We start from the raw sequence: 15,594 nt of genomic DNA, 5'->3' as shown, positions 1-15,594 counted from the left end.
GATTGCCTACCCGAAATCCTGCGGCTTCACATCCTGCGCACCGTGCATGACCCGGAGAACCACGATCCGGTCGAGATAGGAGCGATAGTAGATGCAGCGTTGCCGATAGGGAAAGCCGCGCAGGCCGGGCGAAATATGGTCACGCGGCGAACCGGTGAAATCCACCTCGGCAATCCAGGCGATCTTGGCGGTGATGTCCGCCAGGAATTCCCGGGCATAGAAGGGACTGCTTTCTGCGATAAAGTGACGGATGGCACGCAGGTCTTCGCGCGCAAGAGGTGCTACGATGAGGCGCTTGGGGCTAATGACCGTCGCCTTCGCTCATGACGTCGGCAAGCAGGTCTGCACCCGAGGCATATTCCTCACCGAGGCCCGCCTCGATTTCGGCATCCGCCGCATTAATCGCATGGCGGAGCGACTGGATGCGCATCTCGTAGTCCGCAAGCATACGTATGCCTGCCCGAACGGCTTCGGTCTCGGTGCCAAAGCGGCCGTTCTTGACCAGATCGGACAGGATGCCATCATAGGCGTCGCCCAGCGAGAATGTTTTCGCACGTGCCATGGCAAGCTCCTTTGCATGAAACATACGATAAAATGCAATACTTTTACAATACCGGCTGGACGGATGCGGTAGGTCGGCCTCATCAGGGCCGATGTAAATTATCTGCTTACATATCTTGACGACGCGTAAGCAATGTACTTACATATCCCATGATCAAATCCTTCAGGAATAAGGTTCTGGCGGCCTTGTTCGAAACCGGAAAGACGGGGAAAATCGATGCAAAGATGCACAAGCGCATCCTTGTGCGGTTGGACCGTGTCGAAGCGGCGGAGCGCCCGGAGGATATGAACCTGCCAGGGTTTGATTTTCATGCCCTGCATGGCTTCAATCCGACCCGTTATACCGTTCATGTCAATGGACCGTGGTGCATCACATTCGAATTCGACGGTAAGGACGCCGCCCGTGTCGATTTCGAGCAATATCATTGAGGCGGCGGTTTGGATGATGTCGATGGCGGAATATGAAGTAAGAAGGCCGATCCAGCGTTGCCCGTCACATCCCGGCGCGTTGCTCGAGGAGATCATCCCGGCAACCGGCAAGACAAAGGTCGAGATCGCCGGACTGCTCGGCATCTCCCGCCAGCAACTCTACGATATCCTGCGCGAGCGCAAGCCCGTCTCGCCGAATGTCGCAGCCCGGCTCGGGAAGATGTTCGGCGATGGTGCCGTTATCTGGCTGCGCATGCAGGCCGCCCATGACGCCTGGCACGCGGAACGCGAGGTGGATGTCAGCAAGATTCCCACTTTGAGCGCGGCGTGAAGCATTCTCGGCCCAGTGAACCATAAAGACCGTAACATGCCCTCCTCTCCCCAAGCCGCGTCCTCCGCCATTCTCGAACGAGATGGCCGGTTTCTGCTGATTCGGCGGGTGAACCCGCCGTCGATGGATCTGTTCGCGTTTCCGGGCGGGCGGGCGGAGCCCGGCGAGACGCCGGACCAGACGGCGGTGCGGGAATTTCTCGAGGAGACCGGCATTCCGGTGCGCAATCCCGTCCTCTTCGCGACCTACGACTTGAAGAGCGAGAAAGAGGACAGGCGGCATTTCTTTCTGTCGGTGTTCCGTGTGGAGGCCGATCCCGACGCCCAGGCGATCGCCGCCGACGATGCGGCCGATGCCGGCTGGTATACGGTCGAGGAGATCCGCGGCCTGGCTGTGCCGGCGAGCGTGCTCGAATGCGCCGAGAGGCTGGCGGCGGAGATCAATGCCCGCTAAGAATGCTCGCAAAACCGGCGCAATCGCGCCGCATCGGGACCCGTTCATGACGCTCATTCCGCGACTTGGCTGCCTGACGCTACTGGCAATCCTGGCGGCGACGCCGCTTGCCGCCCAGCCGACGAAACAGCAGCCGGCGGCACCGCCCCCGCCTCCGCCGGCCGAGGAAAAGCCGGCGCCCTATGACGTGCAGTTGACGCGGCTTGCGGAAGTGCTCGGCTCGATCCAGTATCTTCGCACGCTGTGCGGCGTCCCGACATCCGAATGGCGGGCCTCGATGCAGCAGCTACTGGATGCCGATACCGGCACCGAACCGAAGCGCCGCGAGCGGTTGACGGCGGCCTTCAATCGGGGGTACCGGTCGTTTGCCGCCGTGCACACGTCCTGTACGGATGCGGCAAGGACCGCCGAGGAGCGTTATCGTATCGAAGGCGCAACACTTGCGACAGAAATCGCCGCGCGCTTCGGAAATTAGAGGATTATTTACCTCTTTTGGCAGGAGGCCGTGTCGTTTTGATAAAAGGCTGATAAAGTTTTTAACGGGCTAGTAATTAAACGGGCACCGAGGACGACAGAATGCAGACAGGCCGCAACGACATCGACGACATGATTGTGCATGAGAAGATGCAGGCTGCCTTGGAATATCAGAGTGAGGCATGGGCAGACGGCCGTGCCGACGGTATCGAGCCGGAAATCATCGCCGACGCAGCTCTGGTACTTGCCATGCGGGAAACCATCCGCATTCATGGAGAAATGGGCGCCGAAGCCATGCTCGATTCGCTCAAGAGCCGCATGCTCGCCGGCGAATTCTCCCCCGAGCGCACTGTTCAATAACGATAGAGGTTTCCCGTGCGAAACGCGGCGGAAACGACGATAGCCCAACTGATCATCCGCCTTTCGGCGGCAACGATGCTTGCCGCGGCGGTCGGCGGCCACGCTCTTGCGTTGTCCGAGCTGCGCCCGGGCGACGAGCCCAGCCAACCCGAGCAGGGACAGAGCCGCGCCATCCTCCAGGCCTTCGAAGGTACGACCCTGCCGCAGCCGGGTCCTGCGATCAATCGGTCGGCACAGGCCGGCGACGCCAAGACGACCGCCCCCCCGGCGGATCCCAACGCCGCCAAGCCCGCGCCGGCCGACAGCAAGCCGGCGGAGATCATCCGCGACATGACCAAGTTGCCGGCGCCGGTCAAGCACATGCGCGAACAGCTCGTCGAGGCCGCAGCCTCCGGCGACATCGCCCGCCTGCGTGCCCTGATGGGAACAGGTGCCACCCAGACGCAGGTGATGAACGGCGAGTTCGAGGACCCGATCGAAACGCTGAAGAGCTTTTCGGGCGACGCGGAAGGCCAGGAGATCCTCGCCATCCTGCTCGACATCCTGTCCACCGGTGCTGCGCATTTCGACGTCGGCACGCCGGACGAGGCCTATGTCTGGCCCTATTTCGCAGGAAAGCAGCTTTCGACGCTGACGCCGCCCGAACGGGTCGACCTTTTGCGCATCGTGACGGCCGGCGACCTCGCCGGCATGGAAGAGAACGGCAACTACAACTTTTTCCGCGCCGGCATCAGCCCGGACGGCAAATGGAAGTTCTTCTCCGGCGGCGACTGAGCGCTTTCCGATAGTTTTTTTTCACCGGCCTCATGGCGACTGTGTTGATGGGTGCAGGTTGGCGCGCCCAGCCGATCTCCTCTCTTTGAGGGGGGAGATGCCCGGCAGACCAGAGGGGGTGTCACGGCATATTCCGCCGCCACTGCATTTGCCGCCCGGCATGCCTTGCCGCCGCCCCTGCGAAGACTTAACTCTCAGGTTCAGAACAACCGGATTCCCGTGCCATGCCCGCCGCCTTTCTTCCCTCGCGAAGCCTGATCCGCCTCACCGGCAAGGATGCGCAGGATTTCCTGCAGGGGCTAATCACCACCGACATCGATTCGCTGCCGGAAGGTGAAGCCCGGCCGGGTGCGCTCCTGACGCCCCAGGGCAAGATCCTGTTCGATTTCCTGGTCTGGCGGGAGGGAGACGGTTTCCTCATCGAAACCGAGACGACCCAGCGCGAGGCGCTGATGCGGCGGCTGACGATGTACAAGCTGCGCGCAGCCGTGGATATCACGGCCGGTCCGGAAGACGGAATCACCGTGTTCTGGGGTGATGATTCGGGCAAGGGCTCGGTGAAGGATGCTGCCTTTGCCAAGGCCGGAATCCCCCTCGCCCGCGCTCCCGGCAAGCTGGATGACGGGCCGGAAGCAGCCTATCACGCGCTGCGTATCGAAGCCGGCATCTCTCTCTCCGGGCACGACTATGCGTTGCAGGACGCCTTTCCGCACGACGTGCTGCTCGACCAGACGAGCGGACTTTCCTTCCGCAAGGGCTGCTATGTCGGCCAGGAGGTCGTGTCCCGCATGCAGCATCGCGGCACGGCGCGGCGACGGGTCGCGATCGTTTCGGGCGAAGCGGCCCTGCCCGCTTCCGGCACCGAGATCATAGCCGGCGGCAAGCCGGTCGGCACGCTCGGATCGGTCGCCGGAAACAAGGGGCTGGCGATCGTGCGCATCGACCGCGTCGGCGACGCCCTGGCACGCGGCGTGCCGCTATCCGCCGGCGACGTGACCGTCAGCCTGGCGCTTCCGGCCTGGAGCGGGCTCTCCTTCCCCGTCGAGGCTGAAGAGGCCGAGACGTGAGCCCAGTGGTGACGGCACCACGTGCCTGGCAACGGATGCTGTCGGGACGCCGGCTCGACCTGCTCGATCCCTCGCCGCTCGACATCGAAATCTCCGATATCGCCCACGGGCTTGCCCGCGTCGCCCGCTGGAACGGCCAGACGCGCGGCGACCACGCCTTTTCCGTCGCCCAGCACTGCCTTGTCGTCGAGGAGATCTTTCGCCGCTGCAACGAGGCCTGCACGGCCGATGCGCTGCAGATGACGATGCTGCACGATGCGCCGGAATATGTGATCGGCGACATGATCTCGCCGTTCAAATCGGTGGTCGGTGGCGGCTACAAGGCGGTCGAACAGCGGCTGGAGGCGGCGATCCACCTGCGTTTCGGCCTGCCGCCGCATCCGACCCGCGAGCTGAAGGCGCTGATCAAAAAGGCCGACACGATCGCTGCCTTTTTCGAGGCCACCGAACTTGCCGGCTTCTCGGTCGCCGAGGCGCGGAAATTCTTCGGCCAGCCGCGCGGCATCACCCGAGACATGCTGCCGATCCAGCCGATGCCGGCGCTGACGGCGCAGCAGCTTTTCCTCGACCGGTTCCATCAGATCGAGGCCGAGCGCGCAGGCAAGGCGCCATGACCGCGATCGTCGTCTGCCCGCTGAGCTCCATCGCCGAGACAGCCGTCCGCCACAAGGCGCGCGAAATGGTGAGCCTGATCGCCGAGAGCCAGGACTTTCACCGGCCGGGCGTGATTTCCGCCGAGCGCCACCTGAAGCTGGCGATGAACGACATCGGTTTTGCCGGCACCGGCGGCCTGATCGCGCCGAGCGAGGCGCATGTGGAAAGCCTGATCGGCTTCGTGCGCGACTGGGACCAGGCAGCGCCGATCGTCATCCATTGCTGGATGGGCGTCTCCCGCTCACCTGCCGCAGCGGTGATCGCCGTTCTCTCGCTACACCCGGAGGAGGACGATTTCGCGCTGGCTGCGAGGCTTCGCAGCGTCGCGCCGCATGCGACCCCGAATACGCGGCTGATCGAGATCGGTGACCGGCTGCTCGCCCGCAACGGCCGGCTGATTGCTGCCATCAAGGGGATAGGCCGCGGCGCCGAGACCGATGGCCGGGCCTCCTTCATCCTGCCGCTAAAAATCTCGCCTTGAACCAGAAAGTTGAATTTTCCTAATTGTTTAGCTCGGGGTGAAAAAGCTCCACTTTTATCTTGACGTCGCGGCCTGCTGCCCCAATTAACGGCGAAACTAAAATCAGGAGCAGACCGCCGGATGGACCAGGCGTCGGAATTCGTTGTGGCGACCAGGGCGGCGCTCGCTCAGTTGAGCGCGCTGGCGGTGCAATATTCCTTCTCCGCCGTCGGCGCGATCGTTCTCCTCATTCTCGGCTGGATGGCAGCCGGCCTGATCAGCCGCTGGGCCCATCGCGGCCTGTCGCGCATCCACGGCATTGACGCGACGCTGTCGCAATTCTTCTCCAACATCATCCGTTATGCGATGCTGGTTCTCGTCGTCGTCATGGTGCTCGGCCAGTTCGGTGTGCAGACGGCATCGGTGCTTGCCGCCCTCGGCGCGATCGGCCTTGCGGTCGGCCTCGCGTTGCAGGGCACGCTGCAGAACATCGCGGCGGGCATCATGCTCCTGGTCCTGCGGCCGTTCCGGGTCGGCGAGAGCATCGAGACCGGCAGCGTCACCGGCACAATCGTCGATGTCGGGCTGTTTGCGACCGAGCTTCGGACCGCCGACGGCGTCTATCGGCTGGCGCCCAACTCGACATTGTGGAACGTGCCGATCACCAACTACAGCCGGCTGAAGACGCGCCGCAACGAGATTTCGGTCAGTATCGGCACCGACCGCGATATCGGCCGGACCCAGGCGAAACTGATGGCGATCGCCAGCGGCGACAAGCGGGTGCTGAAGGATCCGGCACCGACCGTCTACGTGGCCGAATTCGATGCCGGCAGCGCCAAACTGACGCTGCGCTACTGGACGAAGAGCAGCGACTGGTGGGAAACCGGCCGCGACCTGACCAGGGAGGTCAAGCTCGCCTTTGACAAATTCCCCGGCGATAAATTCCCTGGCGACAAATCGCCGGAACAGATTCCAGACCCTCAGGAAGAAACCCGCGACGTCACCGGCGAGAGCGGACCTCCGGCTCCTCACGGTGCGGACGAACCGGTCACGCAGCGGACCTGAAGGAAAGGATGCATCGGGGCCGGCTTTTTACGAGGAAGCCGGCCCCGATGCCCAAATTTTTACGAGAATCGAATCGGCGATCGCCGTCACACGGCCTTGAGGTCGTATTCCTCGCTGCCCGACCAGACGATGTCCCAGGACGCTCCCGGGCGTACGTTGCGGATGGCAGTCGGCTCGAAGGCGACGAGGCAGCGGCCTTGATCGTGCCGCACCGACGGATAGATCAGTCCGTCATGGCCGTCGCGCCTCAACCTTTCGGCAAGCGCCTGCCCCTGGGGGTAACCGATCGCCGGATCCGGATCGAGCGCCGGGTGGCCGCGTTCGTCGGTGATGTCCGGATACTCGCCGATAAAATCCGCCAGCAGTTCCACATAACGCGCGGTCTCCTCGAAAAGGCCGACGAAGCGCAGTTCCCGTGTCTTGTGGAAGGCGACCTCGGCAATCGATGTCATCGTGTCCCAGCTGCAGTACCAGGCGCCGCGGTTTTCATCGTTGAAGCGGTTCCCGCCTTTTCGCGTGTAGGTGAAGGCCGCGTTGATATGGGTGTTGCCGTAGACCTGCAGGTCGTGCTTGCGGCGTTTCCAGGCGAGCTCGCGGCGGTCGAGATAGAGGTTCAATCCCCGCTCGGCTGTCAGCCGCGCGCTGGTCATGCCCTCGATCTCGGCAAGAATCGCCAGTTCCTCGTCGCTATCCACCAGACCGCGCAGGCTCGGCGGCTTATGGTAGGTCGCCGGGATCAGCCGCACGAGGCCCCGGTCGCTGACCGGCGTGACGATCACGCGCCGCCCCGCAGGGCGTCGAGGTAGTTTCGGACGGCAAGGAATTGGGGCAACCCCTCCTCGATCAGCGTATCGATCGGGCGGGTGCCGCGGAACAGCGGCCCCTCGTTCGGCAACGTCATCCACCTGGAAGCGATCGGGTCGCTGAAATAGAGTTTTAGGGCCTTATAGATGCCGATGACGGCGCTGAGGCGCAACATCTGGTCCTTGGTCAAGCCGCCCGAATAGCCCGGTTTTCGAGCACGTTTCCAGGTGCTTTCGGACATATCCGCCAGGGCCGCCGCCTCGTTCACCGGCACGCCCCATTCGGCGACGACGTTGCTGAATGCCTTCAGCGCGACGGCCGCCAGCTGCTCTGCTTTTTCTTTTCTGGCGGCGACTTCCATGGGCAAGGCTCCTTTGAGTCGAGAGCAAATGTAGTTCATTTGCACTCAATGTAAAGGTCAAATGGCCTCTATAGCTCGGGAGATCCTTACTGCGACATGGTCGAGCGGTGGGCCCAGCCGGTCATGCGCCTCTCGATCCAGGCCATCAGCGCATACATGGCGATGCCTTCGACGGCGAGCATCAAGAGGCCGGCGAAGACCAGCGGCACGTTGAACTGGCTCTGGGCCGAACTCATCATGTTGCCGAGGCCGTAATTGGAAGCGACGGTTTCCGACACGACGGAGCCGACGAAGGCGAGCGTGATCGCCACCTTCAGCGAGCCGAAGAAATAGGGCATCGAGCGCGGAATGCCGACCTTCAGCATGATGTCGAGCTTCTTTGCGCCGAGCGCGCGCAGCACGTCCTCGGTCTCCGGCTCGATCGTGGCAAGGCCGGTCGCGACGTTGACGACGATCGGGAAGAAGGAGATCAGGAAGGCGGTTAATATGGCCGGTACGGCGCCGATGCCGAACCAGATGACCAGGATCGGCACGAGCGCCACCTTTGGGATGGCGTTGAAGCCGATCATCAAAGGGTAAAGCCCGGCATAGATCGCCTTCGACCAGCCGATGAAGAGGCCGATCGCAAGGCCAGCGACGACGGCGATCGCGAAGCCGACGGTGGTCGTATAAAGTGTCTGCAGCGAGTTCTTCCAGATCGGCGACCAGTATTGGACGATCGCCTGAAAGACGCGGGAGGGCGCCGGAAGGATGGTCGGCGGCGTCTGCAGCACGATGACCAGCAGTTCCCAAAGGACGAAGAGCCCGATCGTGTAGAGCCAGGGGGCGAGCTTCACCCAGTTTATGCGCTGGGCAAGCGGCTTCGCCGGCGTGGCGGAGGCGGCGGTATTTCCGGTCACGACACTCATGCGACCACCCTCGCGCTGGCGATTTCGCCATGCAGTTCATGCACCATGTCGTTGAAGGCCTTTTCGTACATGACTTCCAGATCGCGGGGCCGCGCGAAGGGCACGGTATGTTCCTTCAGCACCTTGCCGGGACGGGCGCTCATCACGAAGATGCGGTCGGCGAGGAAGGTCGCCTCGCGCAGGTCATGGGTGACGAGGACGATGGTGACGCCTTGGGCCGCGTGCAGGTCGCGGATGACGCACCACAGTTCCTCGCGGGTAAAGGCGTCGAGCGCGCCGAAGGGTTCGTCGAGCATCAGCAGTTCGGGTTCGTGGATGAGTGCGCGGCAGAGATTGGCACGCTGCTGCATGCCGCCGGAAAGCTGCCAGGGAAATTTCGAGCCGAACCCTTTCAGGCCGACGGTTTCGAGCAGGTGCTCGGCCTTCTCGACATATTCCTTCTTGTTGGCGCGCAGGCGGTGGCGATGTCTCTCGACAATTTCGAGCGGCAGCAGGATGTTGTCGAGCGTGGTGCGCCAGGGCAGCATGGTCGGGTTCTGGAAGGCCATGCCGACGATCGAGACCGGCTTGGTCACCTGTTTGTCCGCCACGATCACCACGCCGCTCTGCGGGATGTGGAGGCCGGTGACCAGTTTCATCAATGTCGACTTGCCGCAGCCGGACGGGCCGACGACGGCCGCGAACTCCCCCTTGCCGACCTTCATGGTGAGGCCGGAGACGGCAAGCGTGCCGGCCGCGCCGCCATAGCGCATGTCGACATTGTCGATGGTAACGAGGTGCGTCATTGGGTTTCTTTCTTTCCCGCTGCCGTCATGAATGTCCCCTCACTTGCGATTTCTAACACTTAGCTACGCTAAGATGTTGAAATCGCTTTCTCTCCCGCAAGGGGAGAGATAGAGATGCCGCATCGCTGCGGGTTTACCTCTCCCTTGGCGGGAGAGGTTACAAAATCAAGATCTTAGCGAAGCTAAGTCTTAGATTTTGTTGGTGAGGGGGTCCAAGTCCGCCCGCAACGTCACAAACTACGGCAGCATACGCTCCGCCTTGGCAGGCAGGAAGCTGGCGTCGAAAACCTGCTCAGCCTTGACGTTGCCCTTGAGGCCCATGGAGACCTTCAGCGTGTCGATCGAGGCGGCAAGGCGGGTCGGGTCGATGCCCCCGAAGCCGTTGGCGACCACGTAAGGCGTCTTGATATTCATCGCATTCGCCATCTTGAGGCGCTCGAGCTCGATATCCTTGTTGAGCGTCTCGTTGCGCTTGAGAACGGCGGTAACGCCCTCTTCCGGCTTGGCGACGGCATCGGCAAAGCCCTTGGCAAGCGCCTTCAGGAAGCCCTTGACGGCGGCCGGGTTCTTGGCCGCGAAATCGGTGTTGATCAGCACCGCGTTGCCATAGAGGTTGAGGCCGTGCTCGGCCATCAGGATGGTGGCGATGTCGTCATCCTTGATGCCCTGGGCCTTCAGGTTGAGGATGACCGAGAACGCGAAACCGAAGACCGCGTCGACCTTGCCCTGGGCGAGCATCGGCTCGCGGACCGGGAAGCCGATCGATTCCAGCGTGATCTTCGAATCGTCGATCTTGGCGACCTGCTTGAAGGCCTTCCACTGCGCGAAGGCACCATCCGGAGGAGGCGCGCCGAGCTTCTTGCCTTCCAGCGACTTCGGATCGGTGGTGATGCCGAGCGACTTGCGGCCGACGACCGCAAAGGTCGGGCGCTCGTAGACCATCATCGCGGCCTTGATCTTCTGGGATGAATCCTCGTCGAGGAACTTGATCAGCGAGTTGATGTCACCGAAACCCATCTGGTAGGCGCCGGTGGCGACGCGCGGGATCGCCTCGACCGAGCCGTTGCCGGTGTCGATGGTGACGTCGAGGCCTTCGGCCTTGAAGTAACCCTTGTCCTGGGCGAGCAGGAAGCCGGCGGCCGGGCCTTCGAATTTCCAGTCGAGCGTGAACTTGACCGCGGTTTGCGCCACAGCCTGGCCGGCCGGCATGGAAAAGCCGGCAGCAAGCGCCAGTGCCGCGACGGCCGAAAGTTTTGAGAGCAGTCTGCGCGAGATCATGAAAGGTCGTCCCCCTGGAGTTTTTTGTGCGGATGGCCTGCATCCAAGCGCTTATTCAGGGGCCGCGCAAGTCGAAACTGCACATAAAACAATCATATTTTCATATCGCATACTCAATATGCATATGCAACTTTGGTGCACATGACGCCGCCTATCTTTTCAGCAGGAGCCGCCGCGCCACCTGGGACCGTCCGGACCACGTTGCAAAGGACCTGCCGGCTACCGGATGCAGCAAACGGAACTCCGAAACGACAATAGTTTCCAAGGCTTCCGATTGGAAATTGGCTGTGGAACGGCTCTTCCCTTCCCTCGTCCGGCAATTGTATAAACGCACGACCGAACTCTTCACTCGCGAGCGTGCCGATGATCGAAATCCTCCTTCTGCTGCTGGTGATCCTGATGACAGGTCTCCACCGCAAGACATCGGCCCGGGTGACGTTGCTTGAAAAGGAGCTCGAGGCGGTCAAGGCCGATCTCCTGGCTCGGCAACCGGTCTCCGCTGCCACGCCCATGGCGACGCCTGCGGCCGTTCCAGCCGCAGCGGCGGCTGTCACCACCGAGACGGTCGTCGAGGAACCGCCTGCTCAGGCAGAGCCGGTGCCCGAGGCTGTTCCGGCTGCGCCCGCGGCCCTGCCGGAGGAGACGATCGCGGCGAGCACGACGGCCGAGGAGGCTCCGGCAATAGAAGAGGCTCCTGCACCGGCTGTAGCGAGGGCACCGACGCCGGCCAAACCGAAGACCAAAGAAAACCTCGAAAGCTATCTCGGTGCCCGCTGGCCGGTCTGGGTCGGCGGCGTGGCGCTTGCCTTCGGCGGCATCTTCCTGGTGCGAGCCTCGATCGAGGCCGGCCTGCTCGGACCCGGCGCACGCCTCGTGCTCGCCTGCCTGTTCGGCCTCGTCCTGATGGCCGGCGGCGAGATCGTGCGGCGCCGGGCGATGCCGCAGGTATCCGACCGGTTCAGCAATGCGATGATCCCCGGCGCGCTGACGGCGGCGGGTGCAGTGACGCTGCTGGGCGCGATCTATGCGGCCTACGGCGTCTACGGATTCATCGGCGCAACGCCGGCCTTCGTCCTCCTCGCGCTCGTATCCTTCGCAACCCTTGGACTGTCGCTGCTGCACGGGCAGGCGCTGGCCGGACTCGGCCTGCTCGCTTCGCTGCTGACGCCGGCCCTGGTCGCCAGCGAACAACCGAACCCCAATGCGCTGTTCGCCTTCCTCTGCCTCACCTGGGTGGCCGTCAATGCCGCCTCGCGCTTCCGCCGCTGGACGATCGTGCCGATGCTCGCCAATATCGGCATCGGGCTCTGGGCGATCGCCTACACGTTCGGCGCCGCCGAGTTCGACCCGATGCCGTCGACGCTGACGCTGATCGTGATGATCGCCGGCACCGGCTTCTTCTGGCCTGGCGCAGCCTATGGCACCGACCGTGTGGCAAAAAGCGGCTGGAGCGGGCTGCTCGGGCGCCAGCCGCTGGCCATCACGCTCTCGGTTGCGATCATGTCGGTGCTGCCGGCGCTCGCCATGCTGGTGGCGGACTCGGTCACCGGCATCGATCCGTACTTCGCCTCCGCTGCCGTGATCGCGGCCCTCGCCGCACTCGGCGCCAGCCGCGCCTACACGGTTTGGCCGGCGATGATCGCCGCCTGCGGGTCGGTGCTGGTCCTTGCCGTCGTGGCGCTGATGCTGCTCGATACCTATGTGCCGCAACCGGTCGGCAACGAACCGCTGCCGGTCGTGACCTATGCGACGGAAATCGCCATCAGCCTGCTGCTCGGGGCAGTGTTCACGCTGCTCGGCTTTGCGTTCCTGAAGCGCTTCCGCAGGACGGAGCCGGAATTTTCGATAGTCTGGAGCGTGCTGATGTCCGGCGTGCCGGTGGCGCTGGCGACAATCAGCTTCCTCAATTTCGGCAATCTCGGACGCGACTGGACGCATGGGCTTTACGGGGTCGGCCTCGGCCTCGTGCTGCTGGCCGGCGCCGAATGGCTGTTCCGCGAGCGTGACGAGACGAGCGATGGACGCATCGACTGGGCGGCCAATTTCTTCATCGCCGGCTCGTTTGCCGGCTTCACGTTCGCGCTGCACGCGCTGACCAACGGCATCGTCACCACCATTCTCCTGTCCGTGCTGGGCTTTGCCTATGTGCTGGGCATGCGGGCGCGGCCATGGCCGGCGCTTCCCTGGATGATGGCGGCGGCGATCCTGATCGTGTTCGGCCGGATCGCCTGGGAGCCGACGCTGATCGGCCAGAACAGTCTCGGCACCACGCCGTTCTTCAACGCGCTTCTGCCGGGCTACGGCATTCCGACGCTGCTGGCGATCGTGACGGCCTATCTCCTGAGGGGTTCTTCCGATTTCCGCATCCGCAACCTGATGCAGGCGCTTGCATCGCTTGCCGCTCTCATGACGGTTGCCGTTCTGGTCCGCCACGCGATGAACGGCGGCGTGCTCGACGACCGGGTGCCGACGCTTGGCGAACAGTCGATCTACACGCTGCTGACGGTCGGCTTCTCGGGCATATTGATGACACTCGACCTCAAGTCGCCGAGCCCGGTGTTCCGCTGGGGTTCGATGATCGCCGGCGTGCTTGCGACGATCAACGTTCTGTCGCTGCACGTGTTTGCGCTCAACCCCTATTTCAGCGGCGAAAACACCGGCGCCTGGCCTTTCCTAAACCTGCTGCTGCTCGGTTATCTTCTGCCCGGCCTCGCCTATGCGCTCGTTGCCTATTACGCACGCGGACGGCGGCCGATGCCCTACGTGATCATGCTGGCGCTCGCCGGGGCGGTGCTCGGTTTCCTCTGGGCGACACTTTCCGTGCGGCGCTTCTGGCAGGGTGAAAACATCGCCGACTGGAAGGGCTTCATTGCGGCCGAGACCTATACCTATTCCGTGGTCTGGCTGCTGATCGGCGTGGCGCTGCTGGCGATCGGCTCAAAGCTCGACGCCAAGAGCCTGCGGCTTGCCTCCGCCGCTCTCGTGCTGGTCGCGGTGGTAAAAGTATTCCTGGTCGACATGTCGAACCTCGAAGGGATCCTCCGGGCGCTGTCCTTCATCGGGCTCGGTGCGGTGCTGATCGGGATCGGGCTTTTCTACCAGCGCATCCTGGTGAACAAGAGCGGTGAACCCGCAGCTATCGATTCCCAGGAACCCGCTTCGTGACCGTTTCGCTTATCGCCGCCTTTTCACCCTTCGAGGCGCTTGCCGAGACCCTGATCCCGCACGCGACCGAAGGCGACGACGGCTCGCACGACATCGCCCATATCCTGCGCGTCTTCCGTAACGCGATGCGCATCCATGCCAAGGAAGGCGGCGACGGGCGGGTGCTCGCCGCTGCCGTGCTGCTGCACGATTGCGTTTCGGTGGAGAAGAACTCGCCGCTGCGGGCGCAGGCCTCGCGGCTGGCGGCGGAAAAGGCCGCAACCATCCTTGCCGATTTCGGCTGGGACAAGCCGAATATCGCGGCCGTAGCACATGCGGTGACGGCCCACAGCTTTTCGGCGAACATAACGCCCGAGACGCTGGAGGCGAAGATGCTACAGGATGCGGACCGGCTCGATGCGATCGGCATGGTGGGGGCGGCGCGCTGTTTCTATATCGCCGGGCGGATGGGGTCCGGCCTCTACGACCCGGCCGATCCGCTCGCCAAACATCGACCGCTCGACGACAAGGCTTTTGCGATCGACCATTTCGAGGTGAAACTGTTCAAGCTCGCTGACGGCTTTCAGACGGCGACGGGCCGCGCGCTTGCCACCGAACGGCATGAGCGCCTGCGCCAGGTGCTCGACCTCTTCATCGACGAGATCTGAAGGAGAAACCATGCGGATCAGCGAACTCAACTTCTATCCCCTGAAAAGCGGCCGCGGCATTGCGCTTGACCACGCGGAGATCACGGCCGCGGGCATTCCCAGCGACCGGGAGATGATGGTCGTCGATCCGACAGGCATGTTCATCACCCAGCGGGAACTGCAGTCTCTCGCCCGGCTTCAGGTCTATCCGGGAACCGATGCCGTGCGCTTCGCGATGGAAGGTCAGGGCGAGATCAGCATCGCCCGACCGCCGGCTGAGCGGCGCATGGAAACCGTGGTGTGGAAATCCAGCGTCAACGCGGCGCTTGCCGACGATGCGGCCAATGCGACGCTGTCGGAATGGCTCGGGCGCGATATCCGGCTGGTGTTCTTCGATGATGAGGCAAGGCGCGTCGCAAGCCCGGAATGGGCGGGCGACAATTCGCCGGTGACGTTTGCCGACGGCTACCAGGTGCTGGTGACCACGACCGGGTCGCTTGCCGCGCTCAATGCGGACATGGCGGCGAGAGGCGAAGGCTCGGTCGGCATGGAACGGTTCCGGCCGAACATCGTGCTCGACCACGACGAACCTTGGGCGGAGGACGGCTGGACCGGCATCGAGATCGCCGGCATCCGCTTCGATTTCGTCAAGCCCTGCGCCCGCTGCATCATGACCACCCAGGACCAGCAGACCGGTTCGCGCGACGTGCCGGACCCGATCCCCGCTATGGGCCGCATCCGCATGTCCGCCGACCGGCGCGTGCCCGGCCCGCTGTTCGGCTGGAACGCCGTGCCGCGCGGCACCGGCCATATCAAGGTCGGCGATATCGCGACGGTGGTTGCCGAGCGGGCAGAGGCCTGGGCGATCAAGCGGCGGGACTGAGACGACTGACGGACATTCGTTCGCGGCGGAGGCTCTGGATTGTCGAGGTGCCGCCCCTCATCCGCCTGTCGGCACCTTCTCCCCGTTTTGACGGGGAGAAGGAGTTATGCCGCACCGTGGCGGCTCCCCCTCGCCCCGTTAAAAACGGGGAGAGGG

At 63.4% G+C, this 15,594-nt stretch carries 20 protein-coding genes; 13 read left to right on the top strand and 7 right to left on the bottom strand.

The window, feature by feature from the left end:
• Positions 1 to 6: 6 nt before the first annotated feature.
• On the bottom strand, positions 7 to 288 hold the full coding sequence (locus C5J22_RS03725) for a type II toxin-antitoxin system RelE/ParE family toxin (RefSeq protein ID WP_080955222.1): 282 nt from the start codon (positions 286 to 288) through the stop codon (positions 7 to 9).
• A gap of 13 nt (positions 289 to 301) precedes the next feature.
• A complete protein-coding gene (locus C5J22_RS03720; RefSeq protein WP_105403012.1) occupies positions 302 to 562 on the bottom strand; it encodes a type II toxin-antitoxin system ParD family antitoxin in 261 nt (86 codons plus the stop codon).
• Between the two features lie 149 nt (positions 563 to 711).
• On the opposite strand from C5J22_RS03720, the gene C5J22_RS03715 reads away from it, so the two are divergent.
• The 10 genes from C5J22_RS03715 (at position 712) to C5J22_RS03670 (ending at position 6,628) form a co-directional block, all read left to right on the top strand.
• Positions 712 to 990 carry a type II toxin-antitoxin system RelE/ParE family toxin gene (locus C5J22_RS03715; RefSeq protein ID WP_105437254.1) on the top strand — a complete coding sequence of 93 codons (279 nt, stop codon included), beginning with the start codon at positions 712 to 714 and terminating at the stop codon, positions 988 to 990.
• A 22-nt stretch (positions 991 to 1,012) separates the two neighbouring features.
• On the top strand, positions 1,013 to 1,321 hold the full coding sequence (locus tag C5J22_RS03710) for a HigA family addiction module antitoxin (protein ID WP_105437253.1): 309 nt from the start codon (positions 1,013 to 1,015) through the stop codon (positions 1,319 to 1,321).
• Between the two features lie 36 nt (positions 1,322 to 1,357).
• Positions 1,358 to 1,774 carry an NUDIX domain-containing protein gene (locus C5J22_RS03705; protein ID WP_105437252.1) on the top strand — a complete coding sequence of 139 codons (417 nt, stop codon included), beginning with the start codon at positions 1,358 to 1,360 and terminating at the stop codon, positions 1,772 to 1,774.
• A 46-nt stretch (positions 1,775 to 1,820) separates the two neighbouring features.
• Complete coding sequence (locus C5J22_RS03700; RefSeq protein ID WP_105437633.1) at positions 1,821 to 2,249, top strand: TIGR02301 family protein; 429 nt, start codon at positions 1,821 to 1,823, stop codon at positions 2,247 to 2,249.
• A 101-nt stretch (positions 2,250 to 2,350) separates the two neighbouring features.
• Positions 2,351 to 2,608, top strand: a complete 258-nt coding sequence (locus C5J22_RS03695; RefSeq protein ID WP_007752665.1) for a hypothetical protein — start codon at positions 2,351 to 2,353, stop codon at positions 2,606 to 2,608.
• Between the two features lie 75 nt (positions 2,609 to 2,683).
• Positions 2,684 to 3,382 (top strand): hypothetical protein, encoded by a 699-nt coding sequence (locus C5J22_RS03690; protein ID WP_371412559.1) that lies wholly within the window; start codon positions 2,684 to 2,686, stop codon positions 3,380 to 3,382.
• A gap of 224 nt (positions 3,383 to 3,606) precedes the next feature.
• Entirely contained in the window at positions 3,607 to 4,449 is an 843-nt protein-coding gene (locus tag C5J22_RS03685; RefSeq protein WP_105437250.1) for a folate-binding protein YgfZ, read from the top strand.
• Between the two features lie 35 nt (positions 4,450 to 4,484).
• Positions 4,485 to 5,063, top strand: a complete 579-nt coding sequence (locus C5J22_RS03680) for a YfbR-like 5'-deoxynucleotidase (protein ID WP_105437249.1) — start codon at positions 4,485 to 4,487, stop codon at positions 5,061 to 5,063.
• Entirely contained in the window at positions 5,060 to 5,584 is a 525-nt protein-coding gene (locus C5J22_RS03675; protein WP_105437248.1) for a tyrosine phosphatase family protein, read from the top strand. Before C5J22_RS03680 ends, C5J22_RS03675 begins: the two co-directional genes overlap by 4 nt.
• Positions 5,585 to 5,704: 120 nt before the next feature.
• Positions 5,705 to 6,628 carry a mechanosensitive ion channel family protein gene (locus C5J22_RS03670; protein ID WP_105437247.1) on the top strand — a complete coding sequence of 308 codons (924 nt, stop codon included), beginning with the start codon at positions 5,705 to 5,707 and terminating at the stop codon, positions 6,626 to 6,628.
• 86 nt (positions 6,629 to 6,714) lie between these two features.
• Here the strand turns inward: C5J22_RS03670 and C5J22_RS03665 are convergent, their stop codons facing one another.
• The 5 genes from C5J22_RS03665 to C5J22_RS03645 all read right to left on the bottom strand — a co-directional run bounded on the left by C5J22_RS03665 (position 6,715) and on the right by C5J22_RS03645 (position 10,764).
• Positions 6,715 to 7,407, bottom strand: coding sequence for an RES family NAD+ phosphorylase (locus tag C5J22_RS03665; RefSeq protein WP_105437246.1), 693 nt, complete (start codon positions 7,405 to 7,407; stop codon positions 6,715 to 6,717).
• Positions 7,404 to 7,793 (bottom strand): MbcA/ParS/Xre antitoxin family protein, encoded by a 390-nt coding sequence (locus C5J22_RS03660; RefSeq protein ID WP_105437245.1) that lies wholly within the window; start codon positions 7,791 to 7,793, stop codon positions 7,404 to 7,406. The genes C5J22_RS03665 and C5J22_RS03660 overlap by 4 nt, the downstream gene beginning before the upstream one ends.
• Positions 7,794 to 7,879: 86 nt before the next feature.
• Entirely contained in the window at positions 7,880 to 8,701 is an 822-nt protein-coding gene (locus tag C5J22_RS03655) for an ABC transporter permease (protein WP_105437244.1), read from the bottom strand.
• On the bottom strand, positions 8,698 to 9,486 hold the full coding sequence (locus C5J22_RS03650; RefSeq protein WP_172745881.1) for an ABC transporter ATP-binding protein: 789 nt from the start codon (positions 9,484 to 9,486) through the stop codon (positions 8,698 to 8,700). Before C5J22_RS03650 ends, C5J22_RS03655 begins: the two co-directional genes overlap by 4 nt.
• A 237-nt stretch (positions 9,487 to 9,723) precedes the next feature.
• The gene (locus tag C5J22_RS03645; RefSeq protein WP_105437243.1) at positions 9,724 to 10,764 is read right to left on the bottom strand and encodes an ABC transporter substrate-binding protein; all 1,041 of its coding nucleotides are present in this window, start codon (positions 10,762 to 10,764) and stop codon (positions 9,724 to 9,726) included.
• Positions 10,765 to 11,127: 363 nt separating this feature from the next.
• Here C5J22_RS03645 and C5J22_RS03640 point away from each other — a divergent pair, with 363 nt between their 5' ends.
• Genes C5J22_RS03640 through C5J22_RS03630 form a run of 3 tightly spaced genes read left to right on the top strand, consistent with a single transcriptional unit; the run spans position 11,128 to position 15,438 of the window.
• Positions 11,128 to 13,929, top strand: a complete 2,802-nt coding sequence (locus C5J22_RS03640) for a DUF2339 domain-containing protein (RefSeq protein WP_105437242.1) — start codon at positions 11,128 to 11,130, stop codon at positions 13,927 to 13,929.
• Positions 13,926 to 14,576, top strand: a complete 651-nt coding sequence (locus C5J22_RS03635; protein ID WP_105437241.1) for an HD domain-containing protein — start codon at positions 13,926 to 13,928, stop codon at positions 14,574 to 14,576. The genes C5J22_RS03640 and C5J22_RS03635 overlap by 4 nt, the downstream gene beginning before the upstream one ends.
• Before the next feature lie 10 nt (positions 14,577 to 14,586).
• Positions 14,587 to 15,438, top strand: a complete 852-nt coding sequence (locus C5J22_RS03630) for an MOSC domain-containing protein (protein WP_105437240.1) — start codon at positions 14,587 to 14,589, stop codon at positions 15,436 to 15,438.
• Positions 15,439 to 15,594: the final 156 nt, after the last annotated feature.

This window comes from Neorhizobium sp. T25_13 (assembly GCF_002968675.1).
Lineage (GTDB): Bacteria > Pseudomonadota > Alphaproteobacteria > Rhizobiales > Rhizobiaceae > Neorhizobium > Neorhizobium tomejilense.
The sequence above is the reverse complement of the archived record's forward strand: the minus strand, read 5'-3'. Positions and strand labels throughout refer to the sequence as shown.